General features: G+C 62.5%; 22 protein-coding genes. 15 read left to right on the top strand and 7 right to left on the bottom strand.

What is annotated here, in order from left to right; translation table 11 throughout:
• Positions 1 to 60 precede the first annotated feature (60 nt).
• The 5 genes from NKI38_RS13960 to NKI38_RS13940 all read right to left on the bottom strand — a co-directional run bounded on the left by NKI38_RS13960 (position 61) and on the right by NKI38_RS13940 (position 6,638).
• A complete protein-coding gene (locus NKI38_RS13960) occupies positions 61 to 1,026 on the bottom strand; it encodes an ABC transporter permease (protein ID WP_352608746.1) in 966 nt (321 codons plus the stop codon).
• Complete coding sequence (locus NKI38_RS13955; RefSeq protein ID WP_352658454.1) at positions 1,023 to 2,576, bottom strand: sugar ABC transporter ATP-binding protein; 1,554 nt, start codon at positions 2,574 to 2,576, stop codon at positions 1,023 to 1,025. Before NKI38_RS13955 ends, NKI38_RS13960 begins: the two co-directional genes overlap by 4 nt.
• A gap of 169 nt (positions 2,577 to 2,745) precedes the next feature.
• Complete coding sequence (locus NKI38_RS13950; protein WP_352658453.1) at positions 2,746 to 3,738, bottom strand: ABC transporter substrate-binding protein; 993 nt, start codon at positions 3,736 to 3,738, stop codon at positions 2,746 to 2,748.
• A gap of 334 nt (positions 3,739 to 4,072) precedes the next feature.
• Positions 4,073 to 5,071 (bottom strand): aldo/keto reductase, encoded by a 999-nt coding sequence (locus NKI38_RS13945; protein WP_352658451.1) that lies wholly within the window; start codon positions 5,069 to 5,071, stop codon positions 4,073 to 4,075.
• A 61-nt stretch (positions 5,072 to 5,132) separates the two neighbouring features.
• Entirely contained in the window at positions 5,133 to 6,638 is a 1,506-nt protein-coding gene (locus tag NKI38_RS13940; protein WP_352658449.1) for a UxaA family hydrolase, read from the bottom strand.
• 229 nt (positions 6,639 to 6,867) lie between these two features.
• Between NKI38_RS13940 and NKI38_RS13935 the strand changes: the two genes are divergently transcribed.
• The 6 genes from NKI38_RS13935 (at position 6,868) to gnd (ending at position 12,776) form a co-directional block, all read left to right on the top strand.
• Complete coding sequence (locus tag NKI38_RS13935) at positions 6,868 to 7,770, top strand: GntR family transcriptional regulator (RefSeq protein WP_352658447.1); 903 nt, start codon at positions 6,868 to 6,870, stop codon at positions 7,768 to 7,770.
• A 196-nt stretch (positions 7,771 to 7,966) separates the two neighbouring features.
• Positions 7,967 to 8,323, top strand: coding sequence for a DUF2946 family protein (locus NKI38_RS13930; RefSeq protein WP_352658514.1), 357 nt, complete (start codon positions 7,967 to 7,969; stop codon positions 8,321 to 8,323).
• Between the two features lie 97 nt (positions 8,324 to 8,420).
• Positions 8,421 to 8,960: a copper chaperone PCu(A)C gene (locus tag NKI38_RS13925; RefSeq protein ID WP_352658445.1), complete on the top strand. Its 540-nt coding sequence runs from the start codon at positions 8,421 to 8,423 to the stop codon at positions 8,958 to 8,960.
• A gap of 41 nt (positions 8,961 to 9,001) precedes the next feature.
• Complete coding sequence (locus NKI38_RS13920; RefSeq protein WP_352658443.1) at positions 9,002 to 9,520, top strand: YcnI family copper-binding membrane protein; 519 nt, start codon at positions 9,002 to 9,004, stop codon at positions 9,518 to 9,520.
• 54 nt (positions 9,521 to 9,574) lie between these two features.
• Entirely contained in the window at positions 9,575 to 11,206 is a 1,632-nt protein-coding gene (locus tag NKI38_RS13915) for a copper resistance CopC/CopD family protein (protein WP_352658441.1), read from the top strand.
• 142 nt (positions 11,207 to 11,348) lie between these two features.
• Complete coding sequence (gnd, locus tag NKI38_RS13910; RefSeq protein ID WP_352658439.1) at positions 11,349 to 12,776, top strand: NADP-dependent phosphogluconate dehydrogenase; 1,428 nt, start codon at positions 11,349 to 11,351, stop codon at positions 12,774 to 12,776.
• A 24-nt stretch (positions 12,777 to 12,800) separates the two neighbouring features.
• Here the strand turns inward: gnd and NKI38_RS13905 are convergent, their stop codons facing one another.
• A complete protein-coding gene (locus tag NKI38_RS13905; protein ID WP_352658437.1) occupies positions 12,801 to 13,856 on the bottom strand; it encodes a LacI family transcriptional regulator in 1,056 nt (351 codons plus the stop codon).
• Positions 13,857 to 14,262: 406 nt separating this feature from the next.
• Here NKI38_RS13905 and NKI38_RS13900 point away from each other — a divergent pair, with 406 nt between their 5' ends.
• The 7 genes from NKI38_RS13900 (at position 14,263) to mgrA (ending at position 21,624) form a co-directional block, all read left to right on the top strand.
• Positions 14,263 to 15,501 carry an ABC transporter substrate-binding protein gene (locus tag NKI38_RS13900; protein WP_352658435.1) on the top strand — a complete coding sequence of 413 codons (1,239 nt, stop codon included), beginning with the start codon at positions 14,263 to 14,265 and terminating at the stop codon, positions 15,499 to 15,501.
• Positions 15,502 to 15,578: 77 nt separating this feature from the next.
• Positions 15,579 to 16,466, top strand: a complete 888-nt coding sequence (locus NKI38_RS13895; RefSeq protein ID WP_352635801.1) for a carbohydrate ABC transporter permease — start codon at positions 15,579 to 15,581, stop codon at positions 16,464 to 16,466.
• Positions 16,467 to 16,468: 2 nt separating this feature from the next.
• Positions 16,469 to 17,401: a carbohydrate ABC transporter permease gene (locus tag NKI38_RS13890; RefSeq protein WP_352658512.1), complete on the top strand. Its 933-nt coding sequence runs from the start codon at positions 16,469 to 16,471 to the stop codon at positions 17,399 to 17,401.
• Between the two features lie 5 nt (positions 17,402 to 17,406).
• Positions 17,407 to 18,504: an ABC transporter ATP-binding protein gene (locus NKI38_RS13885; RefSeq protein WP_352658433.1), complete on the top strand. Its 1,098-nt coding sequence runs from the start codon at positions 17,407 to 17,409 to the stop codon at positions 18,502 to 18,504.
• 52 nt (positions 18,505 to 18,556) lie between these two features.
• Positions 18,557 to 19,303 (top strand): sugar phosphate isomerase/epimerase family protein, encoded by a 747-nt coding sequence (locus NKI38_RS13880; protein ID WP_352658431.1) that lies wholly within the window; start codon positions 18,557 to 18,559, stop codon positions 19,301 to 19,303.
• Positions 19,304 to 19,314: 11 nt separating this feature from the next.
• A complete protein-coding gene (locus tag NKI38_RS13875) occupies positions 19,315 to 20,457 on the top strand; it encodes a Gfo/Idh/MocA family protein (RefSeq protein ID WP_352658429.1) in 1,143 nt (380 codons plus the stop codon).
• Positions 20,458 to 20,577: 120 nt separating this feature from the next.
• Complete coding sequence (gene mgrA, locus NKI38_RS13870; RefSeq protein ID WP_352658427.1) at positions 20,578 to 21,624, top strand: L-glyceraldehyde 3-phosphate reductase; 1,047 nt, start codon at positions 20,578 to 20,580, stop codon at positions 21,622 to 21,624.
• A gap of 77 nt (positions 21,625 to 21,701) precedes the next feature.
• Here mgrA and NKI38_RS13865 read toward each other — a convergent pair whose 3' ends face one another.
• Entirely contained in the window at positions 21,702 to 22,799 is a 1,098-nt protein-coding gene (locus NKI38_RS13865) for a S1 family serine peptidase (RefSeq protein ID WP_352658425.1), read from the bottom strand.
• Between the two features lie 349 nt (positions 22,800 to 23,148).
• Between NKI38_RS13865 and NKI38_RS13860 the strand changes: the two genes are divergently transcribed.
• Positions 23,149 to 24,243: a trypsin-like serine peptidase gene (locus NKI38_RS13860; RefSeq protein ID WP_352658423.1), complete on the top strand. Its 1,095-nt coding sequence runs from the start codon at positions 23,149 to 23,151 to the stop codon at positions 24,241 to 24,243.
• A 170-nt stretch (positions 24,244 to 24,413) separates the two neighbouring features.
• Positions 24,414 to 26,228 carry an MORN repeat-containing protein gene (locus NKI38_RS13855; protein ID WP_352658421.1) on the top strand — a complete coding sequence of 605 codons (1,815 nt, stop codon included), beginning with the start codon at positions 24,414 to 24,416 and terminating at the stop codon, positions 26,226 to 26,228.
• The last annotated feature ends 134 nt before the right edge of the window (positions 26,229 to 26,362 follow it).

The raw sequence follows: 26,362 nt of genomic DNA, 5'->3' as shown, positions 1-26,362 counted from the left end.
CAGTCTCGTTCATGAAATCGCCGGCCCATTGGTGTGGGCCGGCGATTGATTGCGGGGTCGTTACTTGCCGCGGCGGCGCAGCCCGTCGAAATAGACGATGATGATGATCAGCGCGCCGGTGATGATGCGCTGCCAAAACGAGTTGACGTTGAGCAGGTTGGCGCCATTGTTGATGGTGGCCAGGATAAAGGCGCCAAGCAGCGGTCCGTGCACCGAGCCGACGGCACCGAACAGCGAGGTGCCGCCGATGACCGACGAGGCGATCGCCTGCAGCTCCCAGCCCTCCGCCTGGGTCGGGTTGCCGATGCCGATGCGGGCGGCCAGCAGCACGCCGACGAAAGCCGCGCAGAGGCCGGACAGCGTGTAGGCCATGTAGATGGTTCGCTGGACATTGACGCCGGACAGGCGCGAGGCCTCGGCGTTGGAGCCGACCGAGAACAGATACCGGCCCCAGCGGCTGTGATGCAGGAAGATATAGGCTGGAATGCCGACCAGGATCACCATCCAGAACAGGTTGGGGATGCCGATGAAGGAACTGCGCGAGAACGCTGTGAAGGTGTCGCTGTTGATGTTGATCGAATTGCCGTTGGTCATCAAAAGGCCGATGCCGCGCAGCGAGGTCAGCGTCGCCAGTGTGATGATGAAGGGCGGCAGGCCCATCTTGACGATGCCGAAGCCATGAAACATGCCGATGGCAACACCGACCAGCAGCGTCACCAGAATGGCGAGCCAGATGGGGAAGCCGGCATTGATCATCATGGCGACGACGACGGTGGCGAAGCCGACCACGGCGCCGACGGACAGGTCGATGCCGCCGGTGATGATGACGAAAGTCTGGCCGACCGCCATGATGGCGATCATCGAACCCTGCCGCAGCAGGTTGGCGATGTTGTTGGAAGAGGCGAAGCTCGGCGTCGCGACCGACAGAACGATCCAGAGCAGAACCAGCAACGCCAGAAGCGTCAGCCCGAATAGGACATTGTAGTTCCGTTTCGGTTTTTCGACAGCAATCGCCTCGGTGCTCATATCTGTCCTCCCTGCTTTTCTTGTTTCTCGGCGAGAGCCTGCGTAAGAATGTCCTCGTGGCTGGCGCCGCGAAAACCGTGCGTCGCCACCAATTTGCCGCGCCGGAACACATGCAGCGTATCGGCCAGCTCGTAGACTTCCGGCAGATAGGACGAGATCAGGATGATGCCGGCGCCTTTCGAGAGCAGCGCGCCGAACAGCCGGTAGATCTCGGCTTTGGTGCCGACATCGACGCCGACCGTCGGTTCGTCGAAGATGAACAGCTTGGCGCCGTGCGCCAGCCATTTGCCGATGACGATCTTCTGCTGGTTGCCGCCCGACAGGCTGGACGCCAGCGCGCCGCGAGTCGGCGTCTTGATGCGCAGATCGGCGATCTGGCGATCGGCCTGCGTCTTCTCCTGTGCACTCGAAATCAGCAGATTGTTCGAGATGCGCTTGTAGATCGGCAGGTTGAGGTTGAGGCCAACCGGCAGGTTGAGACAGAGGCCCTGGTCGCGGCGGCTTTCCGGCGCCAGCGCCATGCCGAGCTTGATCGCGTCATGCTCGGATTTGACCTGGACCTCCTTGCCTTCCCAGAGAATCTGGCCGGCGGATTTACGGTGGCGGCCGTAAAGCGTGGTGACGAACTCGCTGCGCCCGGCGCCGATCAGGCCATAGAGCCCGACGATCTCGCCGGCGCGAACCGTCATCGAAACATTTTCAAACCCTTTGCCGGACAGGTTCCGCGCTTCGATGATCGCGGCGCCCGGCGTGAAATGCTCCTTGTGGTAGACCTGCTCGATAGAGCGGTTGATCATCATCTTGACCAGCTCGGCATCGTTGGTCTCGGCGATGTTGCGGGTGCCGACCAGCGTGCCGTCACGCAGTACGGAAACGCGGTCGGCGAGTTCGAACACTTCCTCCATGCGATGGCTGATGTAGATGATCGTCACGCCTTCTCCCTTCAGCCGGCGGATCAGGGTGAAGAGCTGGTCGGCCTCCTTGCGGGTGAGGTAGGCGGTCGGCTCGTCGAAGATCAGGAATTTGGTGCCGCGCACGGTGGCACGGGCGGCAGCAATCAGCTGCTGCTGGCCGATGGTCAGGTCGCCCAATGTGACATGCGCAGGCAGGTCGAAGCCGAGATCGTCGATGATCTTCTGCGCTTGCCTGACCATGGCGCGCTGCTGCAGGATGCCGAAGCGCGAATTCTCCTCGCCGAGGAACATGTTGGCGGCGACCGTCAGGTGACGGCAGAGCACGACTTCCTGGTGCACGGCATTGATGCCGAGCGCCATCGCCTCATGCGGCGTCGCCAAAGCAGCCGGCTGACCTTCCCAGATGACCTCTCCGGAGGTGCGCGGCATGACGCCGGTCAAAAGCTTGATGAGGGTCGATTTGCCGGCGCCGTTCTCGCCGACGATGGCGTGGATCTCGCCGGACTTGAAGGCGAGGTTGACCGGCTTAAGCGCGTGGGTGCCGGGATAACGCTTCTCCAGCCCGCGCAATTCGAGGATGGTCCTACCAGGCTCCAGCACAGGGGCCGGATGCAGTTCCTGCGCCGTCGATGTCATGACAATCCTCCCTGATTGGCCTCCCAGATCGGCCTCACGATTGGCACGCGGCGAGGCAAGGATATGCCTCGAAAACAGCCTAGCTTAAGCTTGTGGATTGCCAAGCCGTTTGTGCCGGCAGCTATATCTCCGGGGCGCGGAGCCCCGGAGACGATTTGGATGCGACGGCTTAGAGCTTCGGGTTGAGCAGCGCGTCGATCTTGGGGTCTTTCATGTTGTCCTTGGTCACCAGATTGGCGCCGGTGTCGACATTGGCCTCGACCTTTTCGCCCTTCGAGGCGGCGAGTGCGGTCTTGATGCCGTCATAGCCCATCCGGTAGGGATCCTGGACGACGAGGGCGGAAATGACGCCGTCGTTGAGGAACTTGATCAGCTTCTCGTCGCTGTCGAAACCGACCAGCGCCAGCTTGCCGCCAAGGCTGTTTTCGGCGACAGCCTGACCGACGCCCTGCGCCATGATCAGGTTGGAGGCGAAGATGCCCTTGAGGTTCGGGTTGGCGGTGATCAGGTCGGTGGCGATGTTGAGGCCGGTGGTGGCCTGGCCGTCGGCATATTTGTCGGCGACCAGCTTCAGGCCCGGATATTTGGCGGCCAGCTGTTCAGTGAAGCCCTGCTTGCGCTGTTCGAGCGAGCCGGCGCCCGGTGCGTTGGTGATCAGGGCGACGTCGCCCTCGATCTTGCCGCCGTTGGCTGCGCCGATGGCAGCTGCGAGGCCGTCGGCAGCGACGCGGCCGCCCTGCACATTGTCGGTGGTCAGGAACGAGGTGAAGGCCTTGGAGTCTGCGCCGGAGTCGATGCCGATAACCTTGACCTTGGCAGCTGCTTCATCGATCGGCTTGCCAAGCGCCTTGAACTCGGTCGGCGCGATGACGATGGCCGCCGGGTTGCTGGCAACGGCGTTCTCGAGGATCGAGACCTGGCCGTTGACGTCGGTTTCAGCCTGGGCGCCGAGTTCCGGCACCTTGACGCCGAGATCCGTGCCGGCCTTGCGGGCGCCGGCCAGAACGATCTGCCAGTAGAAGGACGTGGTGTCCTTGACGATGATCGGAATGGTCACGTCAGCCGCCGAAACCGGCGCCGAATGCATGACGCCGGCGAGCATCGAAGCTGCTGCCAGCGCCATCACGGCGCGGCGGTTGAGAATGCTGGTCACGAATTTCATGAGGTTCCTCCCTAAGTCGCCCGGTGAAGGTTACGGAAGCTCCGTCCGGATAGGCGTGGCCCAAACAGAACTTTATCAATAAAAAACAGTTGCCATGTTTTGATAGTGCATCGAACCAGCCGATGCAAGCGGTGTTTGACCAGTCCTCGCGAAGCCTGGCAGGGGCAGATACACCGCGCTGCTCCTACCTTGCCGCCGTCAAGCGCTCCCGTTTCCGTTCCGCGAATGTATGGAATATTAATTCCACATATTCGTCAATATGGAATGTTCATTCTTTCCTGGGATCGCAAGAATGTGAAGCCGGGATCACCGTTCACTGCGGGTAGGGCGAATTTCACGCCAGCTCCTGCATCAGCGTATAGGGGCGATATCTGGCGTATTCCGTCTCCGGCACGTCGATGTCGAGCAGTTCGAGGTTGCGCGTCAGGTTTGCCGGCTTGGCGGTGCCGCTCAGCACGGTGGCGACCGCGGGTTCATGCAAGGGGAACTGGAACGCGGCGGCGGCCAGCGGATAACCGCCCTCGGCGGCGATCCTTTCCATCGCACCGACGCGGTCGAGTACGTCATGGCTGGCAGGGCGGTAATCGAAATGCGCGCCTTGCACCGGGCCGGTCGCCAGGATGCCGGAGTTGAAGACGCCGCCGATGACCAACGAGGTCTGCTGCGCCCGGCATAGCGGCAGCAATTCCGCTTCGGCACTGCGGTCCAGCAGGGAATAGCGGCTGGCGAGCAGGATGCAGTCGAGCGGTGCCTGGCGCATCACGTCGAGACAGATCTGCACTTCGTTGACGCCCAGCCCATAGGCAGAAATGACACCGGTTCGCTTCAGCTCTTCGAGCGCCTTGAGGCCGCCATCCATCAACTGGCGAAAGTGCAACTTGGTCTTCTCTACACCATGGGTGTAGGCGCCGATGTCATGGACAAACAGGATGTCTATCCTGTTCAGGCCAAGCCGCGCATAGCTGAACTCGATCGACCGCATGATGCCGTCATAGGAATAGTCGTAGTCGAGCGCGAAGGGCAGCGGATCGACATAGGAGTGATCGGGAACCTGCTCTTCCGGTACCGGGCGAAACAAGCGGCCGACCTTGGTGGACAACACATAGGAATCGCGCGGCTTGTAGCGCAGGAAGTCGCCGAAGCGTCGTTCCGACAGGCCGAAACCGTAGAAGGGTGCGGTGTCGAAATAGCGCAGTCCGGCTTCCCAGGCGCCCTGCAACGTCTCCATCGCCGCTTCGCGTGGACAGGCGCGGTAGAGGCCGCCGATCGCGGCACCGCCAAAGCTGACTTCAGTGACCTCGAGCGCGGTGCGACCGATACGGCGCTTGTTCATGCGAAAACCTCCCCGTTCCCGACCATTGTTCGGCCTGGCCACCTTCAGATATCAGTGGAAACTAAAGCGTCGCGCCAAGATGCCAGGGCACGAACTCGTTGTCGCCGTAACCGAAATCCTCGCTCTTGGTCTTGCGGCCGGAAGCCGTCTCGACGATCAGTTCGAAGATCTCTCGGCCCATGCCGGCGATGGTCTTTTCACCGGAGGCGATGACGCCGCAGTTGACGTCCATATCCTCTTCCATCTGGTGATACATGGTCGAGTTGGTGGCGACCTTGATCGACGGCGTCGGACGGCAGCCAAAGCAGGAGCCGCGGCCGGTGGTGAAGACGATGATGTTGGCGCCACCCGCCACCTGACCGGTCGCAGAGACCGGATCGTAGCCAGGCGTGTCCATAAACACCAAGCCGCTGCCGGTGACCTTTTCGGCGTAGCCGAAGACGCCGTTGAGGGGCGTCTGGCCGCCCTTGGCGACCGCGCCGAGTGACTTCTCCAGGATGGTGGTGAGGCCGCCGCGCTTGTTGCCGGGCGAGGGGTTGTTGTCGATCGAGGCGCCATGCTTGGCGACGTGATCTTCCCACCATTTCACGAAGCCATCGAGCTTCTGCGCGATCTCCGGCGTTGCCGCGCGATAGGCGAGCAGATGTTCTGCGCCGTATATTTCCGTGGTCTCGGAGAGGATGCCGATGCCGCCGACGCCGGCCAGGATATCGACGGCAGCACCCAGCGCCGGGTTGGCCGTAATGCCCGACATGCCGTCGGAGCCGCCGCATTGCAGGCCGACGACGATCTCGCTGACCGGGATCGGCTCACGCTTCAACTGGCCGACTTCCTCGGCGATCTCGGCCAGCACGCCCATCGCCTTTTCGACCGATTTACGCGAACCGCCGGCGTCCTGGATGTTGAAATGGCGTTTGCCGGCAGCGACGCCCTTCTGGCCGTAAAGGGTGAGCTGGTTGACCTCGCAGCCGAGGCCGACCATCAGCACGCCACCGAAATTCGGGTGGCGGGCATAACCGGCAAGCGTGCGGTGCAGCACCATCATGCCGTCGCCGGTGGCGCTCATGCCGCAGCCCTGGCCGTGGACGATCGGCACGAAGCCGTCGATGCCGGGATATTTCGGCAGCAGGGTGCGGTTGGCGGTGTCGGCGATCGAATGGCAGACGGTGGCCGAGCAATTGACGCTGGCGACAATGCCGATGAAATTGCGCGTGCCGGCGCGGCCATCGGCGCGGCGATAGCCCATGAAGGTGCGGGCACGGTCCGCCTCCGTCGCGTGCTCGGCCTCGCTCGGCGGCACGACCGGCAAGCGGCCCGATTCGAAAACCAGATTGTGCGAATGAACGTGCTCGCCCGCTGCGATGTCCTGCGTCGCGCGACCGATCGCCTGCGCGTATTTGACCACCGCCTCACCGGCGGCGATCGGCTTGATCGCCACCTTGTGGCCGGGCTCGATCAGCGTGGTGGCAACGGCACCGCCCGGCAGCACGGCGCCGATCTCGATGCGGCCATTGGCGACGGCGACATTGTCGGCAGGGGACAGAAGAATGCTGTTGGAGGCGTTCACGGGCGGTTTCCTGGGTGATCCTGGGTTGCGCGGGCGGATTGACACGCGCCTGTTTAAAGATAATGTCTTTTATCGTGAAAAAACAGTTTTGCGTCAATTGTTTTTTCTCTGGGGAGTTCCGCATGTCCATCGGCATTCAAGAAAGCGCATTTCGCTTTCAGGGGTCATGGGAACGTCATATTGCGCTTCCGGCCGACGGCCGCAAGCGACGGCGTGCAACGGGTCAGGGATGTCGAAGAGCAACAACGTCTACAAGGATGCCTACAACCGCTGCCTGCGGCTGCTCGACGAGACGCGCAGCCTGCCTTCGGAGCCGGAACTGGGCACCTTGCTTGGCGTCAGCCGCACCACGGTACGAACGATCCTAGCGCGCATGGAAGAGACCGGGCTGATCGCCTGGAACAAGCGCGCCAAGACGGTGCTGCGCGAACCGCGCCCCGATGATTTCTTCCCCGAGGAAGAAACCGACACGCTGGCCGAGATCATCGAGCGGTCGTTCATGCGCAGGCTGCTCGCCGGCGGCGCCGAGGCCGGCATGCAGATCAACGAACTCGAACTGGCGCGCGAGATCGGCGTCGGCACCACCAGCGTGCGCGAGTTCCTGATCCGATTCTCCCGCTTCGGCCTGATCGAGAAACGCCGCAACAGCCATTGGGTGCTGAAGGGGTTTACGCGCGCCTTCGCGCTGGAGCTGACCGAAATCCGAGAAATGTTCGAGCTGCGCTCGGCGGCGGCCTTCGCCGCTCTGCCGCAGGACAGCGTGGTCTGGGGCGATCTCGACCGTCTGGAAGACGACCATCGCCGACTGGCAAGCGAGATCGCCACCCGTTTCAACGAATTCTCCGAGCTGGACGAGCGCTTCCACCGGCTCATCCATCGGGCATCGCGCAACCGCTTCATTGTCGATTTCTACGACGTCATCGCCATGATCTTCCACTATCACTACCAGTGGAACAAGGCGCAGGAGCGCGAACGCAACGAGGTGGCGATCGGTGAGCATCTGGCCTACATCGAGGCGCTCAAATCACGCGACCTCGGCAAGGTCGACGCCGCCTGCCGCAAGCATCTGAAGTCAGCGCGCCAGACCTTGCTGACCTCGATCCCGGAGAGCCGGTCCACACAAAAATCCTGAGCCGTGTCGCGGCTCAGAGTCTTGTTTCATGCATGTCGTTGTCCCAAAACCGCTGCACACTTTTGGGCGACATGCATTGATATGCCGCGTTGCCGCAGCAGCGATTTGGCGATTTTCCACCCGCCGGCCTCGTGCTAGGAATGTTACGTTGCTGCGAAGAGGCAGGGCTTTGGGCGTATCGAGGAGACGGTGGAGCATACCGGTCGCGCTTGTCGCGGCCTATCTGCTGTTGCTCCAGTCGACGCTTGGTGCCTTCGCCTTCGGCACCGGCCCCAATGCATCGCAGCTCGATGCCTTTGGCAACGTCATCTGTACCCATGAAGGCGCAACCCAGCTTCCCGGCGGCAACCAGCCGCCGTCCCATCTGCCCGTATGTTGCGTGCTTGGCTGCAGCATGTTTTCGCCGGCCAGTGCGCCGCCGCCCGATGCCGGCTTGGCGCTCGGCGGCCCTTCCTTTGAAACGGTCGCCTTTGTCTTCCCGGTGGCCATCCATCTCGACTTCGCGCGTGAGCGCTCGCCGTCGAACCCGCGCGCGCCGCCGCTGACGGCCTGAGCCTGTTTGCCCGGCGGAACCTTTCGTGGGCGTACCCATCCAAAGATCAAACTGCTCGCGACCGGCAACGGCGCGACCATCACTTCATGGAGCAACCATGTCCTATTTTTTCCCCGACGCCGCGCGTCCTATGCTCGGCAGCATTCTACAGAGCATCGAAGAGCGTGTCGGCATTGCCGCGCTGGCTCTTGCGCTGTTGTTCGTCGGCGCCCAGTCCGTATTCGCGCATGAGTTTAAGCTTGGCGATCTCGAGATCGGCCACCCCTGGTCGCGTGCCACGCCGGCCGGTGCCAAGGTCGCCGGCGGCTATTTCACCATCACCAACAATGGCAGCGCGCCGGACCGGCTGGTGTCGATTTCCTCCGATGTTTCTGAAAAGGCCGAACTGCATCAGATGGGCGTAAAAGACGGCGTCATGACCATGCGGTCGGTTGCCGGCGGCCTGGAAATCCCGGCCGGTGGCAAGGTGGCATTGGCCCCTGGCGGCTATCATCTGATGTTCATCGGCCTGAAGCGGCAACCCAAGCAGGGCGAAAAGTTTTCCGCCACGCTGACCTTCGAAAAGGCCGGCGCCGTCAGCGTCGATTTCGCCGTCGAAGGCATCGGTGGTGGCGCCATGGATGATCACGCCAATTGATCCGGCCAGTTAGACAAATTTTGAAGATCTGAGGGACCATCATGAACAAGTATCTTTTGTCCGCCGCGGCACTTTTCGTGCTCGGGACAAGTGCCGCTTTCGCGCATATCACGCTCGAAACCCAGGAGGCGGCCGTCGGCTCGACCTACAAGGCAATCTTACGCGTGCCGCATGGTTGCGACGGCAAGGCGACGACTGCTCTACGCGTGCAGATCCCGGAAGGGGTGATCGCGGTAAAGCCGATGCCGAAGCCTGGCTGGACGCTGCAGATCAAGAAGGGCAAGTACGACAAATCCTACCAGCTCTATGGTCAGGCGGTGACCGATGGGGTCAAGGAAGTCGACTGGAGCGGCGGCAACCTGCCGGATGAATTCTATGACGAGTTCGTCTTCCGTGCGACGCTGACGGCGGATCTGCCGGTGGGCCAGAAGCTTTACTTCCCGGTGGTGCAGGAATGCGACGGCGCCGCTGATCGCTGGATCGAAATCCCCGCAGCCGGCCAGGATGAAGACGCACTCGAAAACCCGGCGCCCGGCATCGAACTGCTGCCGAAGAAATGATCTTTTCGGGCGGCGCGCACGCAAGAGGGCGCCGGTTAAATTTTTGGCGGGGGCATGAAGCCCACGTGCGACCTGCAAACGGCTTCCATGGCCGGCCACCGCGCCGGCCGGCTTGTCGTCGGCCTGCTGGCCCTGATCGTGTTTCTCGCCATCATGGCAAATCAGGCTTTCGCCCATGCCGCGCTGATCAAGACAGACCCGGCCGATGGCGCGGTGCTGGAACAGGGGCCGGCACAGTTCTCGCTGACCTTCAGCGAGCCGGTCTCGCCGCTGGTGCTGACCCTGGTGAAACCCGACGGCACGCCGGTTCCGCTGTCCTCCTTCCGTCTCAGCGACCAGACCGTCGAGATCGACAATCCACGGACGCTCGCGCCCGGTACGCATGTCTTGAGCTGGCGTGTCATTTCCGCCGATGGCCATCCGGTCGGCGGTTCCCTGCTGTTTTCCATCGGCGCGCCAAGCGCGCCGCCGGCGGTGTCCGAAGCTGTCGACTGGTCGTTGCGATCGGCGATCTGGACCGGCAAGGTCTTTCTCTACATCGGTCTTTTCCTCGGCGTCGGTGGCGCCTTTGCCCTTGCCTGGCTGGCCCGAGATGCCCGCGCCGGACAGCGCTTCGTTGCGGCTGCAATCCTGGGCGGGTTGATCGCGGCACCGCTGTCGCTTGGCCTACAGGGGCTCGATGCGCTCGGAGCACCGCTCTCCCATCTGGCGCAGCCGATCATCTGGCGGACCGGGCTAGGCACCAGCTTCGGCTGGACTGTGCTGGTCGCGCTGATCGCGCTGGGGCTCGGCCTGCTGTCGCTAGCCGGACCGCGCGCCGCCGCCAAGCCATTTGCGCTGGCCGGCCTGGCCGGGGTGGGTGTCGCGCTTGCCGCCAGCGGCCATGCCAGTGCCGCCGAGCCGCAATGGCTGACGCGGCCAATGGTGTTCCTGCACGGCGTTGGCATCGCCTTCTGGGCCGGTGCGCTGGTGCCGCTCGGCCTGGCGCTGAAGGGGCAATCGGCGGAGGCCGCGCCATTCCTGCGGCGGTTTTCATGCCTGATCCTGCCGGTGGTGGCCGCACTTGCCGCTGCCGGCGTCGTTCTCGCCGTCATCCAGGTGCAAACGCCCTTGGCACTGGTAGACACCGCCTATGGCCGGCTGCTGCTGATCAAGCTCGGGCTCCTGGCCCTCCTGTTCACGCTCGCCGCCGTCAACCGATGGAAACTCACAGCGTCGGCCGAGGCCGGAGCGACGGAAGTGCAACGCAGGCTCTCCCGTTCGATCGGCGTCGAACTGCTGATCGTGCTGACCATCTTCGGCGTGGCCGCTGGCTGGCGCTTTACGCCGCCGCCACGAGCCCTGGCGATCGCGGCCGCCCAACCTGTCTCGGTCCATATCCATGTGCTGCAAGCAATGGCCGACCTCAGCATCACGCCCGGCCATGCCGGACCGGTGGTTGCCTCGATGATCATCATGAGCGGCGATTTCGGGCCGCTCGACGCCAAGGAGGTGACGCTGGTGCTGTCGAAGCCCGATTCCGGCATCGAGCCGCTGAAGCGCGCGGCGACCAAGCCCGGTGACGGCAGCTGGCGTGTCGACGACCTCATCATCCCGGTTCCCGGTCGGTGGACGGTGCGCATCGACATCCTGGTCTCGGACTTCGAGATGGTGAAGATCGAGGCGCCCGTCGACATCAGGCCGTGACCGCCAGGCGCCTCAAGCCAAACTTATCATGGTCCGCTGCAACACAATTCGGCGAGGCGGTTGACGCGGCGCGAAAGGCCCGTCAATCATCCCCGCAAAATCGCGGGCTCCAACCAACAAGATCCGAAGCAGGGAAGAAACGATGGAAAAAGCCGAAATCGGCCTGATCGGCCTTGGCACGATGGGCTCCAACCTGGCGCTCAATATCGCCGAGCACGGGCATCGCATCGCCGTCTTCAACCGCACCAAAGCGCGCACCGACGCTTTCGTCGAGAATGCCGGCGCGCTCAGGGATATGGTCGTGCCTTGCTACAGTCTGGAAGAGCTTGCCGCCGCGATCCGGCCGCCGCGCCCGATCGTCATCATGGTGCTGGCCGGCAAGCCGGTCGACGAACAGATCGCCGCCTTGCGCGGCGTGCTGTCGGCCAACGACATCGTCATCGACGCCGGCAATGCCAATTTCCGCGACACGATGCGGCGCTTCTCCGAGCTTTCCGGCTCGGGTCTCACCTTCATCGGCATGGGCGTGTCCGGCGGCGAGGAGGGCGCGCGCCACGGACCGTCGATCATGGTCGGCGGCACGGAGGATTCCTGGAAGCGCGTCGAGAAGGTGCTGACCGCGATCTCCGCCAAGTTCAAGGACGAACCCTGCGCGGCATGGCTCGGCACCGACGGTGCCGGCCATTTCGTCAAGACCATCCACAACGGCATCGAATATGCCGACATGCAGATGATCGCCGAGATCTACGGCATCCTGCGTGACGGCTTGGGCATGGGACCGAAGGACATCGGTACGGTGTTTTCCAACTGGAACAAGGGCCGGCTCAATTCCTACCTGATAGAGATCACCGCCAAGGTGCTGGCTGCTGATGATCCCAAGACCGGCAAGCCGGTGGTCGACATCATCCTCGACCGCGCCGGCCAGAAGGGCACCGGCAAATGGTCGGTCATCGAAGCCCAGCAGCTCGGCATTCCGGCGACGGCGATCGAGGCGGCGGTGGCGGCGCGGGTTCTGTCGTCGATCAAGGACGAGCGACTGGCGGCGGAAAAGGCCTATGGCAATATCGGTGTGACCAAGATTTCCGGTGACAAGGACGCTCTGCTCAAGGATCTCGAACTGGCACTGTTCGCCGGCAAGATATCAGCCTACGCCCAAGGTTTCGCGGTGATGAGCGGCGCCTCCAAGGAGTTCAACTGGAACCTGCCGATGCCGACCATCGCCAAGATCTGGCGCGCTGGTTGCATCATCCGCTCGCAGATGCTCGATACGATGGCGGAAGCCTTCAGCAAGGGCGGCGCCTCGACCAACCTTCTGATGGCGCCGGCCTTTATCTCGTTGATGCAGGAGGCGCATCCGTCGCTGCGGCGTGTCGTGGCGAGGGCATCGGAGACCGGCTCGCCGGTGCCCGCATTGTCTTCCGCACTTGCCTACTTCGACAGCTACCGCCAGGGCCGTGGCACGTCGAACCTGATCCAGGCGCAGCGCGACTTCTTCGGCGCGCACGGTTTCGAGCGCATCGACGGACCCGGTGCATTCCATGGGCCTTGGGGAAGCGGCGCGGCTGGCTAGCAAAGCCAGCCCACAAGCCATGCTCTAGACGGGCACCGGCGGGCTGAAAGACTGGACGTCGCCGGCGACGACAAGGCTCTGCAAAGAGCCTGGTGCGGCGCCGCCAATCAAGCCAAGCACCGAGCGGGCAAGCTCGGAGCCGGCCAGCCGGAAATTCTCGTTGACGACCAGCAATTCCCTGCGGAACAGGTGCAGCAGGTCCGACGACTGCTTCGATACGACATCGACATCGCGGCCGAGCTTGAGACCGGCATCCTCGATGCCGGCGACGATGGCCAGCGTCGCCGCGGCGGCGCTGCTGACGAAGCCGTCCGGCCTGACATCCCGGCGCATCACCTGTGCGGTCCTCATCCTGATCTGCTCGATCGTATGGTCGATCGAAACGGTGTTGAACGGAATTTCGCTGGCGCCGACCTCGCTCAGCGCATCGGCAAAGCCGTCCAGCGTATGGCTGTAGTAGGTCAGCCCGGGCGGCGGCGACAGAAGCGCCAGCCTGCGCCGGCCCATGCTCGCCAACCGGCGCACGGCTGCACTCGCGAACGCATGGTTGTCGAAGTCATGGTAGGGGTGCACGAGACCCATATCGGTACGGCCATGCGTGGCAAAAGGCATGCCGTGCTCAAGCATGTAGCGGGCGCGCGGATCGTTGGGCTGGGTGCGCGAGATGATGACGCCGTCGGCCGAGCCGGTCTCGACCAGATAGCGGATCGGCTCCATCGGATCCTGCGAGCGGGAATAGGGCGTGACGATCAGGTGATAGGGCGTTTCGGCGAGCACTTCCGAAACGCCGTAGATGATGTCCGAGACGAAGCTCATGATCTCGCGATCGGTGTTCAGCACGAGGCTGATGACATTGGTCCTGCCGGTGCGCAGGCGTATGCCGGCTCGGTTCGGCCGGTAGCCGATCTGCTTGGCGACGAGCTGGACACGGCGCCTGGTTTCGGCGCCGATTTCCGGGGCATCCTTCAAGGCGCGCGACACAGTGGTGACGCCGAGCCCGGTCATGAAGGCAAGCGTCTTCAGCGTCGGTCGCCCTTGCGCCGACGCTTCGTCGTTCTTGTCCGTACGCCGTCTGTCCATTCGTCCCGCCCGTCAGGCGCATAGCAGTCGCAGGCCGGGTCGGCAATCGCCGCCATTGCGATACGATAGGCGCTCCAGCCCCGGTGAAGTCTCAATATACTGAAACGTTACAGATTGCCAATATTGAGATGCCGACCGCTTGTGACAAGGTGAGCGACTGCTTTGCGAAACCCATTGGGATTCCAGAGGAAATCTGCCCTCGCCGTCACTTTTTGCCGGCTTTCGTGCGCCATTTCGATGTTTTGCAGTGCAGCGACCGATATTGCGCTGCACATGGAGCGGCCGCCCCTGCGAATTTGTTCGCGGCTCGAAAAAATATTGGGCCCTCGTTACCTATGGGGTTGCGCAGTTCGCGCAATTCCCGTATCGAAAATCTGTAACGTTTCAGATTCTGGGAGGAACCGAAATGCGCTATAAACTTTTGACCGCTGCGCTGGCAGCGACAGCCGCACTGCAGTTCGCCGGTCCGGCCGCCGCAACCGACCTGGAGGTCACCCATTGGTGGACTTCAGGGGGCGAGGCCGCGGCGGTCGCCGAGTTCGCCAAGGCTTTCGACGCTACCGGCAACCACTGGGTCGACGGCGCCATCGCCGGCTCCGGCGGCACGGCGCGGCCTATCATGATCAGCCGTATCACCGGCGGTGATCCGATGGGGGCCACCCAGTTCAATCACGGCCGGCAGGCGGAAGAGCTGGTGCAGGCCGGCCTGATGCGCGACCTCACCGATGTCGCGACCAAGGGCAAGTGGACGGAAGTCGTGCGGCCTAAGAGCCTGCTCGATAGCTGCACCATCGACGGCAAGATTTATTGCGTGCCGGTCAACATCCACTCCTGGCAGTGGCTGTGGCTGTCGAACGAGGCCTTCGAGAAGGCCGGTGTGCCGATGCCAAAGGACTGGAATGAATTCGTTGCGGCAGCGCCGGCGCTGGAAAAGGCCGGCATTATCCCGCTCGCCGTCGGCGGACAGGCCTGGCAATCCTCCGGCGCCTTCGACGTGCTTCTGGCAGCGGTCGGCGGCACGGACACCTTCCTCAAGGTCTACAAGGACAAGGACGCGACATTTGCCGCCGGGCCCGAAGTCGCCAAGGTCTTCAAGGCCGCGGACGATGCCCGCAAGATGGCGAAGAACACCAATGTGCAGGACTGGAACCAGGCGACCAACCTCGTCATCACCGGCAAGGCCGGCGGCCAGATCATGGGCGACTGGGCACAAGGTGAGTTCCAGGTTGCCGGCAAGACCGCAGGCAAGGACTATACGTGCCTGCCAGGCCTGGGGCTGAACGAAGTCATCGCCACAGGCGGCGACGCCTTCTACTTCCCGCTGCTGAAGGATGCCGACAAGTCCAAGGCGCAGGAGGTGCTGGCCGAAACGCTGCTCGATCCCAAGACGCAGGTTGCCTTCAATCTCAAGAAGGGCTCGCTGCCGGTGCGCGGCGACGTCGATCTCAATGCAGCGAACGACTGCATGAAGAAAGGCCTCGCCATCCTCGCCAAGGGCGCCGTCATACCATGGACGGACCAGCTGCTTTCACAGGACACCCAGAAGCAGAAGGAAGATCTCTTCGCCGAATTCTTCGCCAAGCCGGACTTGACCGTGGAAGAGGCGCAGAAGCGCTTCGCTGCCCTCATCGCTTCGGCAGACTGACGTTGGAGGCTACTCACCTCGCTCCCGACCCTGGCAGGGTCGGGAGCGCACCGCCCTTACCCAGCCGGCTTGACGAGATGAGCAAGAGCGAACGCCCCAACCCGCTGTTCCGCAACCTCAATGCGAAGGTCGCCTCGATCCCGATGATCCTCACCGCAGGGGTGGTTTTCGTCGGTGGCACGCTTTGGACGGTGCTCTATTCCTTCACCAATTCGAAGCTCTTGCCGCGGCTGAATTTCGTCGGGCTCGACCAGTATTACCGGTTGTGGGCGACGCCGCGCTGGCTGATCTCGATCGAGAATCTGTTGATCTACGGCGCGATTTCGTTGGTGTTCTCACTGGTCGTCGGCTTCCTCCTTGCCGCGCTGCTCGACCAGAAGATACGCTTCGAGGACACGTTCCGGACCATCTTCCTCTATCCCTTTGCGCTCTCGTTCATCGTCACCGGCCTTGTCTGGCAGTGGCTGCTCAACCCGGACTTCGGCATCCAGCATGTGGTGCGGGGGTTGGGTTGGGAGAGCTTCAGCTTCGACCCGCTCTACAATTCCAGTATCGTCATCTACGGCATATCGATCGCGGCACTGTGGCAAGGCACCGGGCTCATCATGTGCCTGATGCTGGCCGGCCTGCGTGGCATCGATGAGGACATCTGGAAGGCCGCGCGGGTGGATGGGATACCGATGTGGAAGACCTATCTGTTCATCGTCATCCCAATGATGCGGCCGGTCTTCATCACCACGCTCGTCATCATCGCTTCCGGCATCGTCAAGGTCTATGACCTCGTCGTGGCCCAGACCAGCGGCGGCCCGGGCATCGCCTCCGAGGTGCCGGCCAAGTACGTGTATGACTACATGTTCTTCGCACAGAACCTCGGCCAGGGGTTTGCCGCCTCGACCATGATGCTGCTCTCGGTGGTGATCGTCATCGTGCCATGGGCCTATCTCGAATTCGGGCGGCGCAAATGAGCATGGCAAACACCACCGATCAAACAAACGTTGCCACCGGCGCGCACCAGGACATCATCGGCCCCTACGGCCCGAAGCCGCGCCGCATGATTTCGCGCCGCAACATCTTCCTCTACGGCACATTGTTTGTCATGGCGGCCTACTATCTGTTGCCGCTCTACGTGATGGTCGTCACTTCGCTCAAGGGGATGCCGGAGATCCGGCTCGGCAACATCTTTTCGCCGCCGCTCGAGATCACCTTCGAGCCATGGGTCAAGGCGTGGTCGACGGCCTGCACCGGCCTCAATTGCGACGGGCTTTCGCGCGGCTTCTGGAATTCGGTGCGCATCACCGTGCCGTCGGTGCTGCTGTCGATCGCCATCGCCTCGGTGAACGGTTACGCGCTGGCCAACTGGCGCTTCAAGGGCGCCGACACATTTTTCGTCATCCTGATCGTCGGCGCCTTCATCCCCTACCAGGTGATGATTTATCCGATCGTCATCATCCTGCGCGAGATCGGCCTTTACGGCAGTCTCAGCGGGCTGGTGATCGTCCATTCCATTTTCGGCATGCCGATCCTGACGCTGCTTTTCCGCAATTATTTTGCCTCGATGCCGGAAGAGCTGTTCAGGGCGGCGCGTGTCGACGGCGCGGGCTTCTGGGGCATCTTCCTGCGGATCATGCTGCCGATGTCGCTGCCGATCTTCGTCGTCGCCATCATCCTGCAGGTGACCGGGATCTGGAACGACTTCCTGTTCGGTGTCGTCTACACCCGCCCTGACACCTATCCGATGACGGTGCAGCTCAACAATATCGTCAACTCGGTACAAGGCGTGAAGGAGTACAATGTCAACATGGCCGCCACTATCCTCACCGGGCTTGTGCCGCTGATCGTCTACTTCATTTCCGGCAAGCTTTTTGTGCGCGGCATCGCCGCCGGCGCGGTGAAGGGGTGACGGCGATGACGGCAGCCAACGGCATCAGCGTTTCGATCCAGGACCTGTCGCTGAATTTCGGTGTGGTGACTGTCTTGGAGACCCTCAATCTCGACGTCGCCGAGGGCGAGTTCATCGTGCTGCTCGGCCCGTCCGGCTGCGGCAAGTCAACCTTGCTCAACTGCATTGCCGGCCTGCTCGATATCTCCGAAGGCCGCATCTTCATCAAGGGCAAGAACGTCACCTGGGAAGAGCCCAAGGACCGAGGCATCGGCATGGTGTTCCAGTCCTATGCGCTGTATCCGCAAATGACGGTGGAGAAGAACCTGTCCTTCGGCCTGCGTGTCGCCGGCACGCCAAAAGACGAGATCGCCAAGCGCATCGCGCGGGCGGCAGAGATCCTGCAGATCGAGCCGCTGCTGCAACGCAAACCGGCGGCGCTCTCCGGCGGCCAGCGCCAGCGCGTGGCGATCGGACGGGCGCTGGTGCGCGATGTCGACGTGTTCCTGTTCGACGAGCCGCTGTCCAATCTCGATGCCAAACTGCGCGCCGAGCTGCGCGTCGAGATCAAGCTGCTGCATCGCAAGCTGCAGAACACCATGATCTACGTCACCCACGACCAGATCGAGGCGATGACGCTGGCCGATCGAATCGCGGTGATGAAGGGCGGCGTCATCCAGCAGCTCGATGCGCCGCAGACCATCTATAACCGGCCGGTCAACCGATTCGTCGCCGGCTTCCTCGGCTCACCGGCGATGAACTTCATCGACGGCCGCCTTGAAGACGCCGACGGCGGTTGGCGGTTCGTAGCCGACTCCCTCAAGATTCCACTCGGCACTTATGACTTTGCCGGTCCTCCAACGGCCGGCCCAGCGGTATTCGGTATCAGGCCCGAGCATGTCAGCCTTAACAGCGGCACGGGTTGGCCGTTCTCGACCGCCGCCAATGTCGAGGTGGTCGAACCGATGGGCTCCGACACGCTGGTCTGGCTGAAGCTTGCCCAGCAGAATTTCAGCGTCCGAGTGACCTCGGAACGCACGCCCAACAACGATGAAGCGGTGACGGTCGGCTTCGATCCGATGCGCGCTTCGCTTTTCGACACCGCAACCGGCACCCGCATCTAGCTCCCGAGAACCATTCTTCCAGCGACAATCCCAAGCAAAACGGACAGAGACGATGAACTGGTCATTCCAACTTTATAGCGCCCGCAATTTCCAGCCCTGGGAAGGCGTGCTCGCCACACTCGGCAAGCTCGGCTACACGCAAGTCGAAGGCTTTGGCGGCGTCTATGATGACCCCAAGGCCTTTCGCGCTGAACTCGACAAGAACGGCCTCGCCATGCCGACCGGGCATTTCTCGATCGATGCGCTCGAAAACGATTTTGACGGCGTGCGCAAGATTGCCGACGCGCTTGGCATCAAACTGCTGATCTGCCCTTTTCTGATGCCCGATCAGCGGCCATCCGACGCAGCCGGCTGGCGCGGTTTTGGCGAGCGGCTGGCCAAGGTCGGCGACACCGCGAAAAGGGCCGGCTACGGCTTTGCCTGGCACAACCATGATTTCGAGTTCAAGAAACTCGCCGACGGATCGGTGCCGCAGGATCTCATCCTCACCGCGGCGCCCGACATCAGCTGGGAGATGGACGTCGCTTGGGTGGTGCGCGGCGGCGATAATCCGCTGCCCTGGATCGAGAAGTACGGCAAGCGCATCAGCGCAGTCCATGTCAAGGACATGGCCAAGCCGGGCGAGGGACTGGATGAGGATGGCTGGTCGGATGTCGGCCATGGCATCATCGACTGGGCCGGCCTGATAAAGGTGCTGCGCGCCAAAAGTGCTGCCCAATACTACGTCATGGAACAGGACAACCCCAACGACATCGAGCGCTTCGCCCGCCGCTCCATCGCAGCCGTCAAGACCTATTAGGAGCAATCAGCATGGCAAAGAAACTTGGCATCGGCGTCATCGGCTGCGGCAATATCTCGAAGGCGTATTTTTCACTGGCGCCGCTGTTTCGCGGTATCGAGATGCGGGCCTGCGCCGACATCAACATGGAGGCGGCCAAGGCGCGGGCGAAGGAGTTCAAGCTGCGCGCCGAGACCGTCGACGGGTTGCTCAAGGCTGACGACATCGACATCATCGTCAACCTGACCATTCCGGCGGTGCACTACGAGGTGTCGAAGCAGATTCTCGACGCCGGCAAGCACGTCTATTCGGAAAAGCCTTTCGTGCTGTCGGTCAAGGAAGGGCTCGACCTGAAGAAACGCGCCGAGGCGAAAGGCCTGCGCATCGGCTCGGCTCCCGACACGTTCCTGGGCGGTGCGCATCAGCTGGTCCGCGACCTGATCGATACCGGCAAGCTGGGCAAGATCACGAGCGGCACCTGCCACGTCATGGGCCACGGCATGGAGCACTGGCACCCCAATCCCGACTTTTTCTTCCAGCCAGGCGCAGGTCCGGTGCTCGACATCGGACCGTATTACATCACCAATCTGATCCAGCTGATCGGACCGGTAAAACAGGTCGCTGCCTTCGCGACGATGCCGGCCAAGGAACGCACGATCAGTTCAAAGCCGCGCGCTGGCGAAAAGATTCCGGTCAACACGCCGACGACCATCCATGGCCTGCTGGAGTTCGAAAACGGTGCCGTGGTGACGCTCAACACCAGCTGGGACGTCTGGACCCACGGCCACGCGCCGATGGAGCTCTACGGTGAGGCGGGTACCGTGTTCGTGCCTGATCCGAATTTCTTCGGTGGCGACGTGCGGTTCACAGACTCGGCCAAGCCGGTCAAGAAGCTGCCGAAATGGCCGCATCCGTTCGGTGTTCCCAATGAGATGCATTCGCAAGGGATGATGGCCAATTACCGCACATCAGGCCTCGCCGACATGGCGGTGGCGATCGCGGAAGGCCGGCCGCACCGCTGCTCGATGGAACTGGCACTGCATGCTGTCGACGTCATGACCGGCCTGTTGCGCTCCGGCGAATCCGGCAAGTTCGTCGCCATGCAGACGACCTGCGAGCGGCCGGCCGCGCTTGGCGTCAAGCAAGCCAAGGAGCTTTTGGCGAAGAAGAAGTAAGCAGCACACCTCAACCCTCTCCCCGTTCCGACGGAGAGAGGGTAAGGGTGAGGGGCGAAGCCTACTCGCCGCGTCGTCGCGATGGCAGTGGGCCTAGCTTGCTTCCATTGAGGATTCCCCATGCCCTACACACCCGCCGAAAACCGCTATGAAAAAATGATCTACAATCGCTGCGGCCGCTCCGGTCTGAAACTGCCGGCGATCTCGCTGGGGTTGTGGCACAATTTCGGCAACGATACGCCGCACAAGACGAAGCAGGCGATCGCGCGCAAGGCCTTCGATCTCGGCATCACGCATTTCGACCTCGCCAACAATTACGGTCCGCCGCCCGGCTCGGCGGAGACCGCTTTCGGCGAGATACTGCGCACCGACTTCGCCGGCTACCGCGACGAGCTGATCATCTCGACCAAGGCCGGCTACGAGATGTGGGCCGGGCCTTACGGCGAATGGGGCGGGCGCAAATACATGCTGGCCAGCCTCGACCAGAGCCTGAAGCGGATGGGGCTCGACTATGTCGATATCTTCTATTCGCATCGCTTCGATCCCGACACGCCGCTGGAAGAAACGATGGGCGCCCTCGACCATGCCGTGCGCTCCGGCAAGGCGCTCTATGCCGGCATCTCGTCCTACAATTCGCAGCGCACGCGCGAGGCCGCCGATATCTTGAAGCAGCTTGGCACGCCATGCGTCATCCACCAGCCGAGTTATTCGATGCTGAACCGCTGGGTGGAGGACGATGGCCTGCTCGATACACTCGAAGGGCTCGGCGTCGGCTCCATCGTGTTCTCGCCGCTGGCGCAAGGCATGCTGACCAACAAGTATCTCGGCGGTATCCCCGACGGCAGCCGCGCCTCCCAGGGCAAGTCGCTGAAGTCAGCCTTCATCAACGACAAGACCATCGCCAACATCAAGGCGCTCGACGCCATCGCCGGCAAGCGCGGGCAGACGCTGGCGCAGATGGCGCTGGCCTGGGTGCTGCGCAGGGGCAAGGTGACATCGGCGCTGATCGGCGCCAGCCGGCCGGAGCAGGTCGAGGACTGCGTTGGCGCGCTCAAGGTGCTCGACTTCAGCGATGCGGAGCTTGCCGAGATCGACACCTATGCGCGCGAGTCCGACATCAATCTGTGGGCGGCCTCGGCCGAGCGCAAAGGTCCGCCGCGGAAATAAGCCCGCTCGATAAGCCGGCAAAACAAGAACGGCGGGAACTCCCGCCGTTCTCTCGTGTGAAGGCAAGTGCCCCTGGTTCAGGGCGTCTTCGGCTTCTGCGCCGTGCCGAGCCCCGCCTTGGGTTTTGCAGGCGCCGGAGCAGAAGTTTTCATCTTCGCCTCGATCCAGCCGGTGTAATTAGCCAACCGCGTGTAGATGCCATAGGCGTCCTTGTGGCCGCAGGCCGCACTGCCGTCCGCCGGGCCTTCGCCCCAGCTGACGATGCCGACCTGAACCGGGCCGCCAGTGCCGGTCATGAACAGCGGGCCGCCGCTGTCGCCGTTGCAGGCATCGCGCACGCCGCTGGTGGTGCCGGCGCAGATCATGTTGCCGGTCAGCGGGTCGGTCATGTCGGCGGCGATCGCATTGGCGGCCGCGTCGATGCCTTTTTCCGAATAGCGCATACGGTGGGACAGATCGCCAAGTGCTGCCTTCAGATCATGCGCATAAATGGCCTTGATACCGCTGTTGCAGGCCTGGTTCGGCTGCAGGTCGAGGTCGGCGACCATCAGCGTGGTCGGGAAGGTGCCATCCTGCATCTTGCCCCATCCGGTGACTGTCGTCTTGCCGGTATCTGGCGTCTCGTCATGGGTGACCTTGATTGTCGGCGCATCGGCCGGTTCGGCAAGCCGGAGCAGGCCGAGGTCGTTATCGAGCGTCTGCTCGCTGTAGCCTTCGTTGACGATAACCTCCACCACCTTATGGCGTTTACCCTCGCTGAGCTCGGTGGCGCCGGTCAGCACGGTGACGCTCTCCGGCGAAATCGGCTGGCCCTCATCGTTGAGACAGTGTGCCGCCGTCAGCACCCATTGCGGCGCGATCAGGCTGCCGCCGCAGAACTGAGCATTGGCCTGCGAAGCCGGGTTCTCGTCCAGCCTGTCGGCGGTGAGCAGCGCGACCTGGAACGGATAGGCGCCCTTCTCGGCCTGGTTGCCGCCATAGACGCGGTCGGCGCCGTCGGGATTCTCCGCCGCAGCCTTCGCTCTTGCATCGGCCACCCGCTTCATCGGCGAAACCGCCGCTTCGGGCCTGGCGGCACCTTCGTCCGCCTGGACAGTGTTGGCGGCCGCAAGGGCGGCAGCGATGCCGAGCAACGACGCGGCGGCGATCGGCCTGAACCGATGGATGATGTGCACCTGAAATCCTCCTGAGACACGTTCCCGAACGAGCCAGCCCCGGCGCATGATCAACGAAACAGTCGCCGGCAAGCAGGCGTTGCTTCGCGGATCGCGTTCCTGTGCGGAACCCACTCAAAACCCTATAGCCCCCCGCGGGCTACGTGGAAGCGATTTGTCATTCCAATGTTGTATAAATTTAGGCAATATATCCGCGCGGATGTCTTTGGCGGGAGCCTTTGACAGACCGTATGGGGTGATGATCAGGTTCAGGCGCCGGTAACCAAACTCATTTTTCGGCTTCACCACGATCTCGACAATATTTCTGTATTTTGATCCAGTCCTTGCTGACTTTTGGGAGAGTCTCACCATGACAAAACTGACAAACGCACTTGTTGCGTCCGCATTGCTTTCCACCGCAATGTGGGCGGTCCCGGTTTTCGCCGCCGATCCTGGCTCCGCCAGTGCCGGCAATGGCGAAAGCATGCGAGACGTGACTTCAGGCGACTACAAGCCCGGGCGGGCAAAACCAATCGCGCCGCCGAAGCTGACTGACGAAGACAGCCGCGCCGCGCCGCTTGCTGACGAGGCAACGGCTGTCAAATCCTACGGCATCGTCGGACGGTCCGCCGATGGCAAGGAGATCAAGATCGAGCCGAGCGAAGCGCTGAGGGACCTTATCATCAAGGAACTGAATGCTCCGGCCAATGGAAAAGACGGGGCTGAGCGCAAGACCGAGGATCCGGATCTCGGTGAAGGCGAAGCCGGCCGTCAGGTTTTCGGCACCGACGATCGCGAGCAGGTCAAGAACACCAAGACCTATCCGTTCTCGGCAATAGGCTATCTCGAAGCCAAGTCGGCGAAGACGGGCAGCTTTGGCAGCTGTTCGGCGACGCTGATCGGCCCGCGCACGGTGCTCACCGCGGCGCACTGCCTCTATAGCCATGAGGACAAGGACTGGCTCTCCGACTATCTGTTCGTGCCGGGTCTCAACGGCAGCACAGCCGACGACGCACCGTTCGGCGCCTTCACCTTTGAAAGCGCCTATGTGCTGCAAGGCTTCATCGACAACTACCAGGGCTATTATGGTTCGGTTCTCCTGTGGGATCTCGGCATCGTCACCTTGAAGCAGGACGTCGGCACCAATCTCGGCTGGTTGGGCTATGCCAATTATGACGATCTCGGCGACTTCACCGCCAATCTCGTCGGCTATCCCGGCGACAAGCCGATGGGCACGATGTGGAAGGCGAACTGCGAAGTGCATGCCGAAAACATCGCCCCGGAATATTTCCAGTATGACTGCGATACGTTCCCAGGGTCGAGCGGCAGCTCGGTCTATGCCTACGACAACAACTCCAAGCAGCGCATCATCACCGGCGTCAACGTGGCTGAAAGCCCCGACGCGAACACCGCCGTGCGCCTGAACGCTGCCAACGTCCAGTGGATCAACAGCCTGTATAAATAATCGCTGCGCATTTCGCGGCGAAGACGAAGGCGGCGGAGCAATCCCGCCGCCTTTTTTCGTGGCGATGCTTCGAATGCGGCTTCTCTTGCACGAGGCCGGCTCGCCGACTACGCTTGATCAGCCAAGGGGTTGGCATCCAAGGGGGCTCAAGGATGGCAGGGGCAAGGGCAGTGTCGGGAATCGCGGCCGCATCGATGCTGGCCACGCTGACGTTTTCGCTGGCCTTCGCCGATACGGCCGCCGCACCCACTGATGGTGCCTGGGCGGAACGCGTGCAGATCCTCTACCAGGCGGACACCCGCTCGGTGCTGCGAAGGACGGTCCGGGTTTGGGATTTCCATCCGGAGAAGGGCCTCGACTTCGTCTGGGAGCCAGCCGCAGGCCAGTCGCCTGACCGGACGATTGCCGAAGACGGCACCATCAACGGCAAGGGCAGGCTGGTCTGGCGGGTGCGCGGCTCGGCAAGCTATGATCCCAAAACTATCTATTCCAGCTATTTCGGTGACATCAGGGAAGGCCGCCCCGACGGGCAAGGCCGGCTCGAGCTGCGTTCGGGCGAGGTTTTTGACGGGCATTGGCTTGCCGGAGAACTCAGCGGAAAGGGCATCCATGTCGACGCCGACGGCAACCGCTATGAGGGTCGGTTCGTCGCCGGCGTGCCGAATGGCGAGGGGCGGCTGCTATCAAAGACCGGGGAGATTTTTGCCGGCTCATTTGTCGACGGGTTGAAGAACGGCAAGGGCCGCACGCGGCTGGCCGGGGGCACGGTCTACACATCGCAATGGGCAATGGGCAAGGAGGTTGGCGGCTCGCGCCCCGACGTGCTGGCCGATGCCAGGGTCGGTGGGCTCCTCAAGGTGCAGACCGGCGGCGGCGATGCCGACAAGGTCGAGATCGGCGTCGCGGTCGACCAGCGCATGACCCAGCAATCCGACATGCAGTACCAGCATCTGGTGCGCGACGAGGACATCGCGATCTATCCGCAATCCGACCAGTACAATGACAGCTGGAGCGGCACCGGCCAGGTCGCCACCGGCAATGTCTATGAAGGCATGGACTGGGAAGACTCGCCGGCCTTTGCGGAAGTCGATCTCAAGACGACCGACCAGTCCAAGGTCAAGCTCGACAGTCTGGAAATGAAGGTCGCCGCCAGCGATGCCTATCGCAAGCCGATGCTGTCGATATCGGAGCATTTCGGCTGCGTCGGCTTCAGGCCGGATTTTTCGATCGTCAACAATGGCTGGGGTGACGCCAAGGACATGAAGATGTCGATCCAGTTCACTGCGGTCGACGACGAAGATAACCCGACCGGTGAACCCAGCCGCATGTTCACAAAGGACGTCGGCAGTTTCGGCGACGGCGTCGACGTATCGGTCAAGAGCGTGCTCACGGAGGCCGGCGTCGATACGGCCAGCCTGGAGACGGGACGTTTTCCCTGTCCTTCGGTAGACAGTCTCAATGTCTGCCGCAGCCAGCTGACCAACAAGATCAAGTTCGGCGAGGTCGCCGACTATCTCGCCAACATGCAACAGGCGATGACGCTGAACGCGATCGGCAAGTTCGACTATTCGTGGGCGGATGACGAAGGCCATGTCTACCAGCAGAGCGAGCCGTTCCGCACCTCCATCACCATGGCGGTCTTCGAGACGCCGGAATCGATGGCCGAATGTGGCGACGGTGGCGGTGGTACACCGGAAGCGATGCGCTACCAGAACATCGAGTTCCCGATCGGCAAGCATGACTACACAATCGCCATGCCGGTGCGCGGCAACAAGAAGATCAGCGCCTATACGGCGCGGCTGAAAATGTGGTCGTCGATGTCGTCGATCCACAGCTTCAGCATCGCGGCGCATTTTGCCGACGGCAGCGTGCGCGAGAGCAAGCCGGTCACCTTCTTCTATTTCCGGCCGAAGCAGTCGCTGTTCGAGACCAGGACCGAGCCGGCGGCCTGTTATCTGCCGCGCGACATGGTCGGCTGCGGTTAGGGTGTGTCGATATTCAGGTGATGCCGGTCTGCAAACGGCAGCTTCCTACGCTTCCCCGTTCTATCGCGTCGCGGTAGAACTGTGCTCGCGTACGAAAAGTACGCTCCGCTCCGGTTCTCGGAACCTACCGTTTT

Source organism: Mesorhizobium sp. M0621, from assembly GCF_040320745.1.
In the GTDB taxonomy this organism is placed as follows: Bacteria; Pseudomonadota; Alphaproteobacteria; order Rhizobiales; family Rhizobiaceae; genus Mesorhizobium.
Note: the sequence above shows the minus strand (reverse complement) of the source record. Positions and strands in the feature narration are given on the sequence as shown.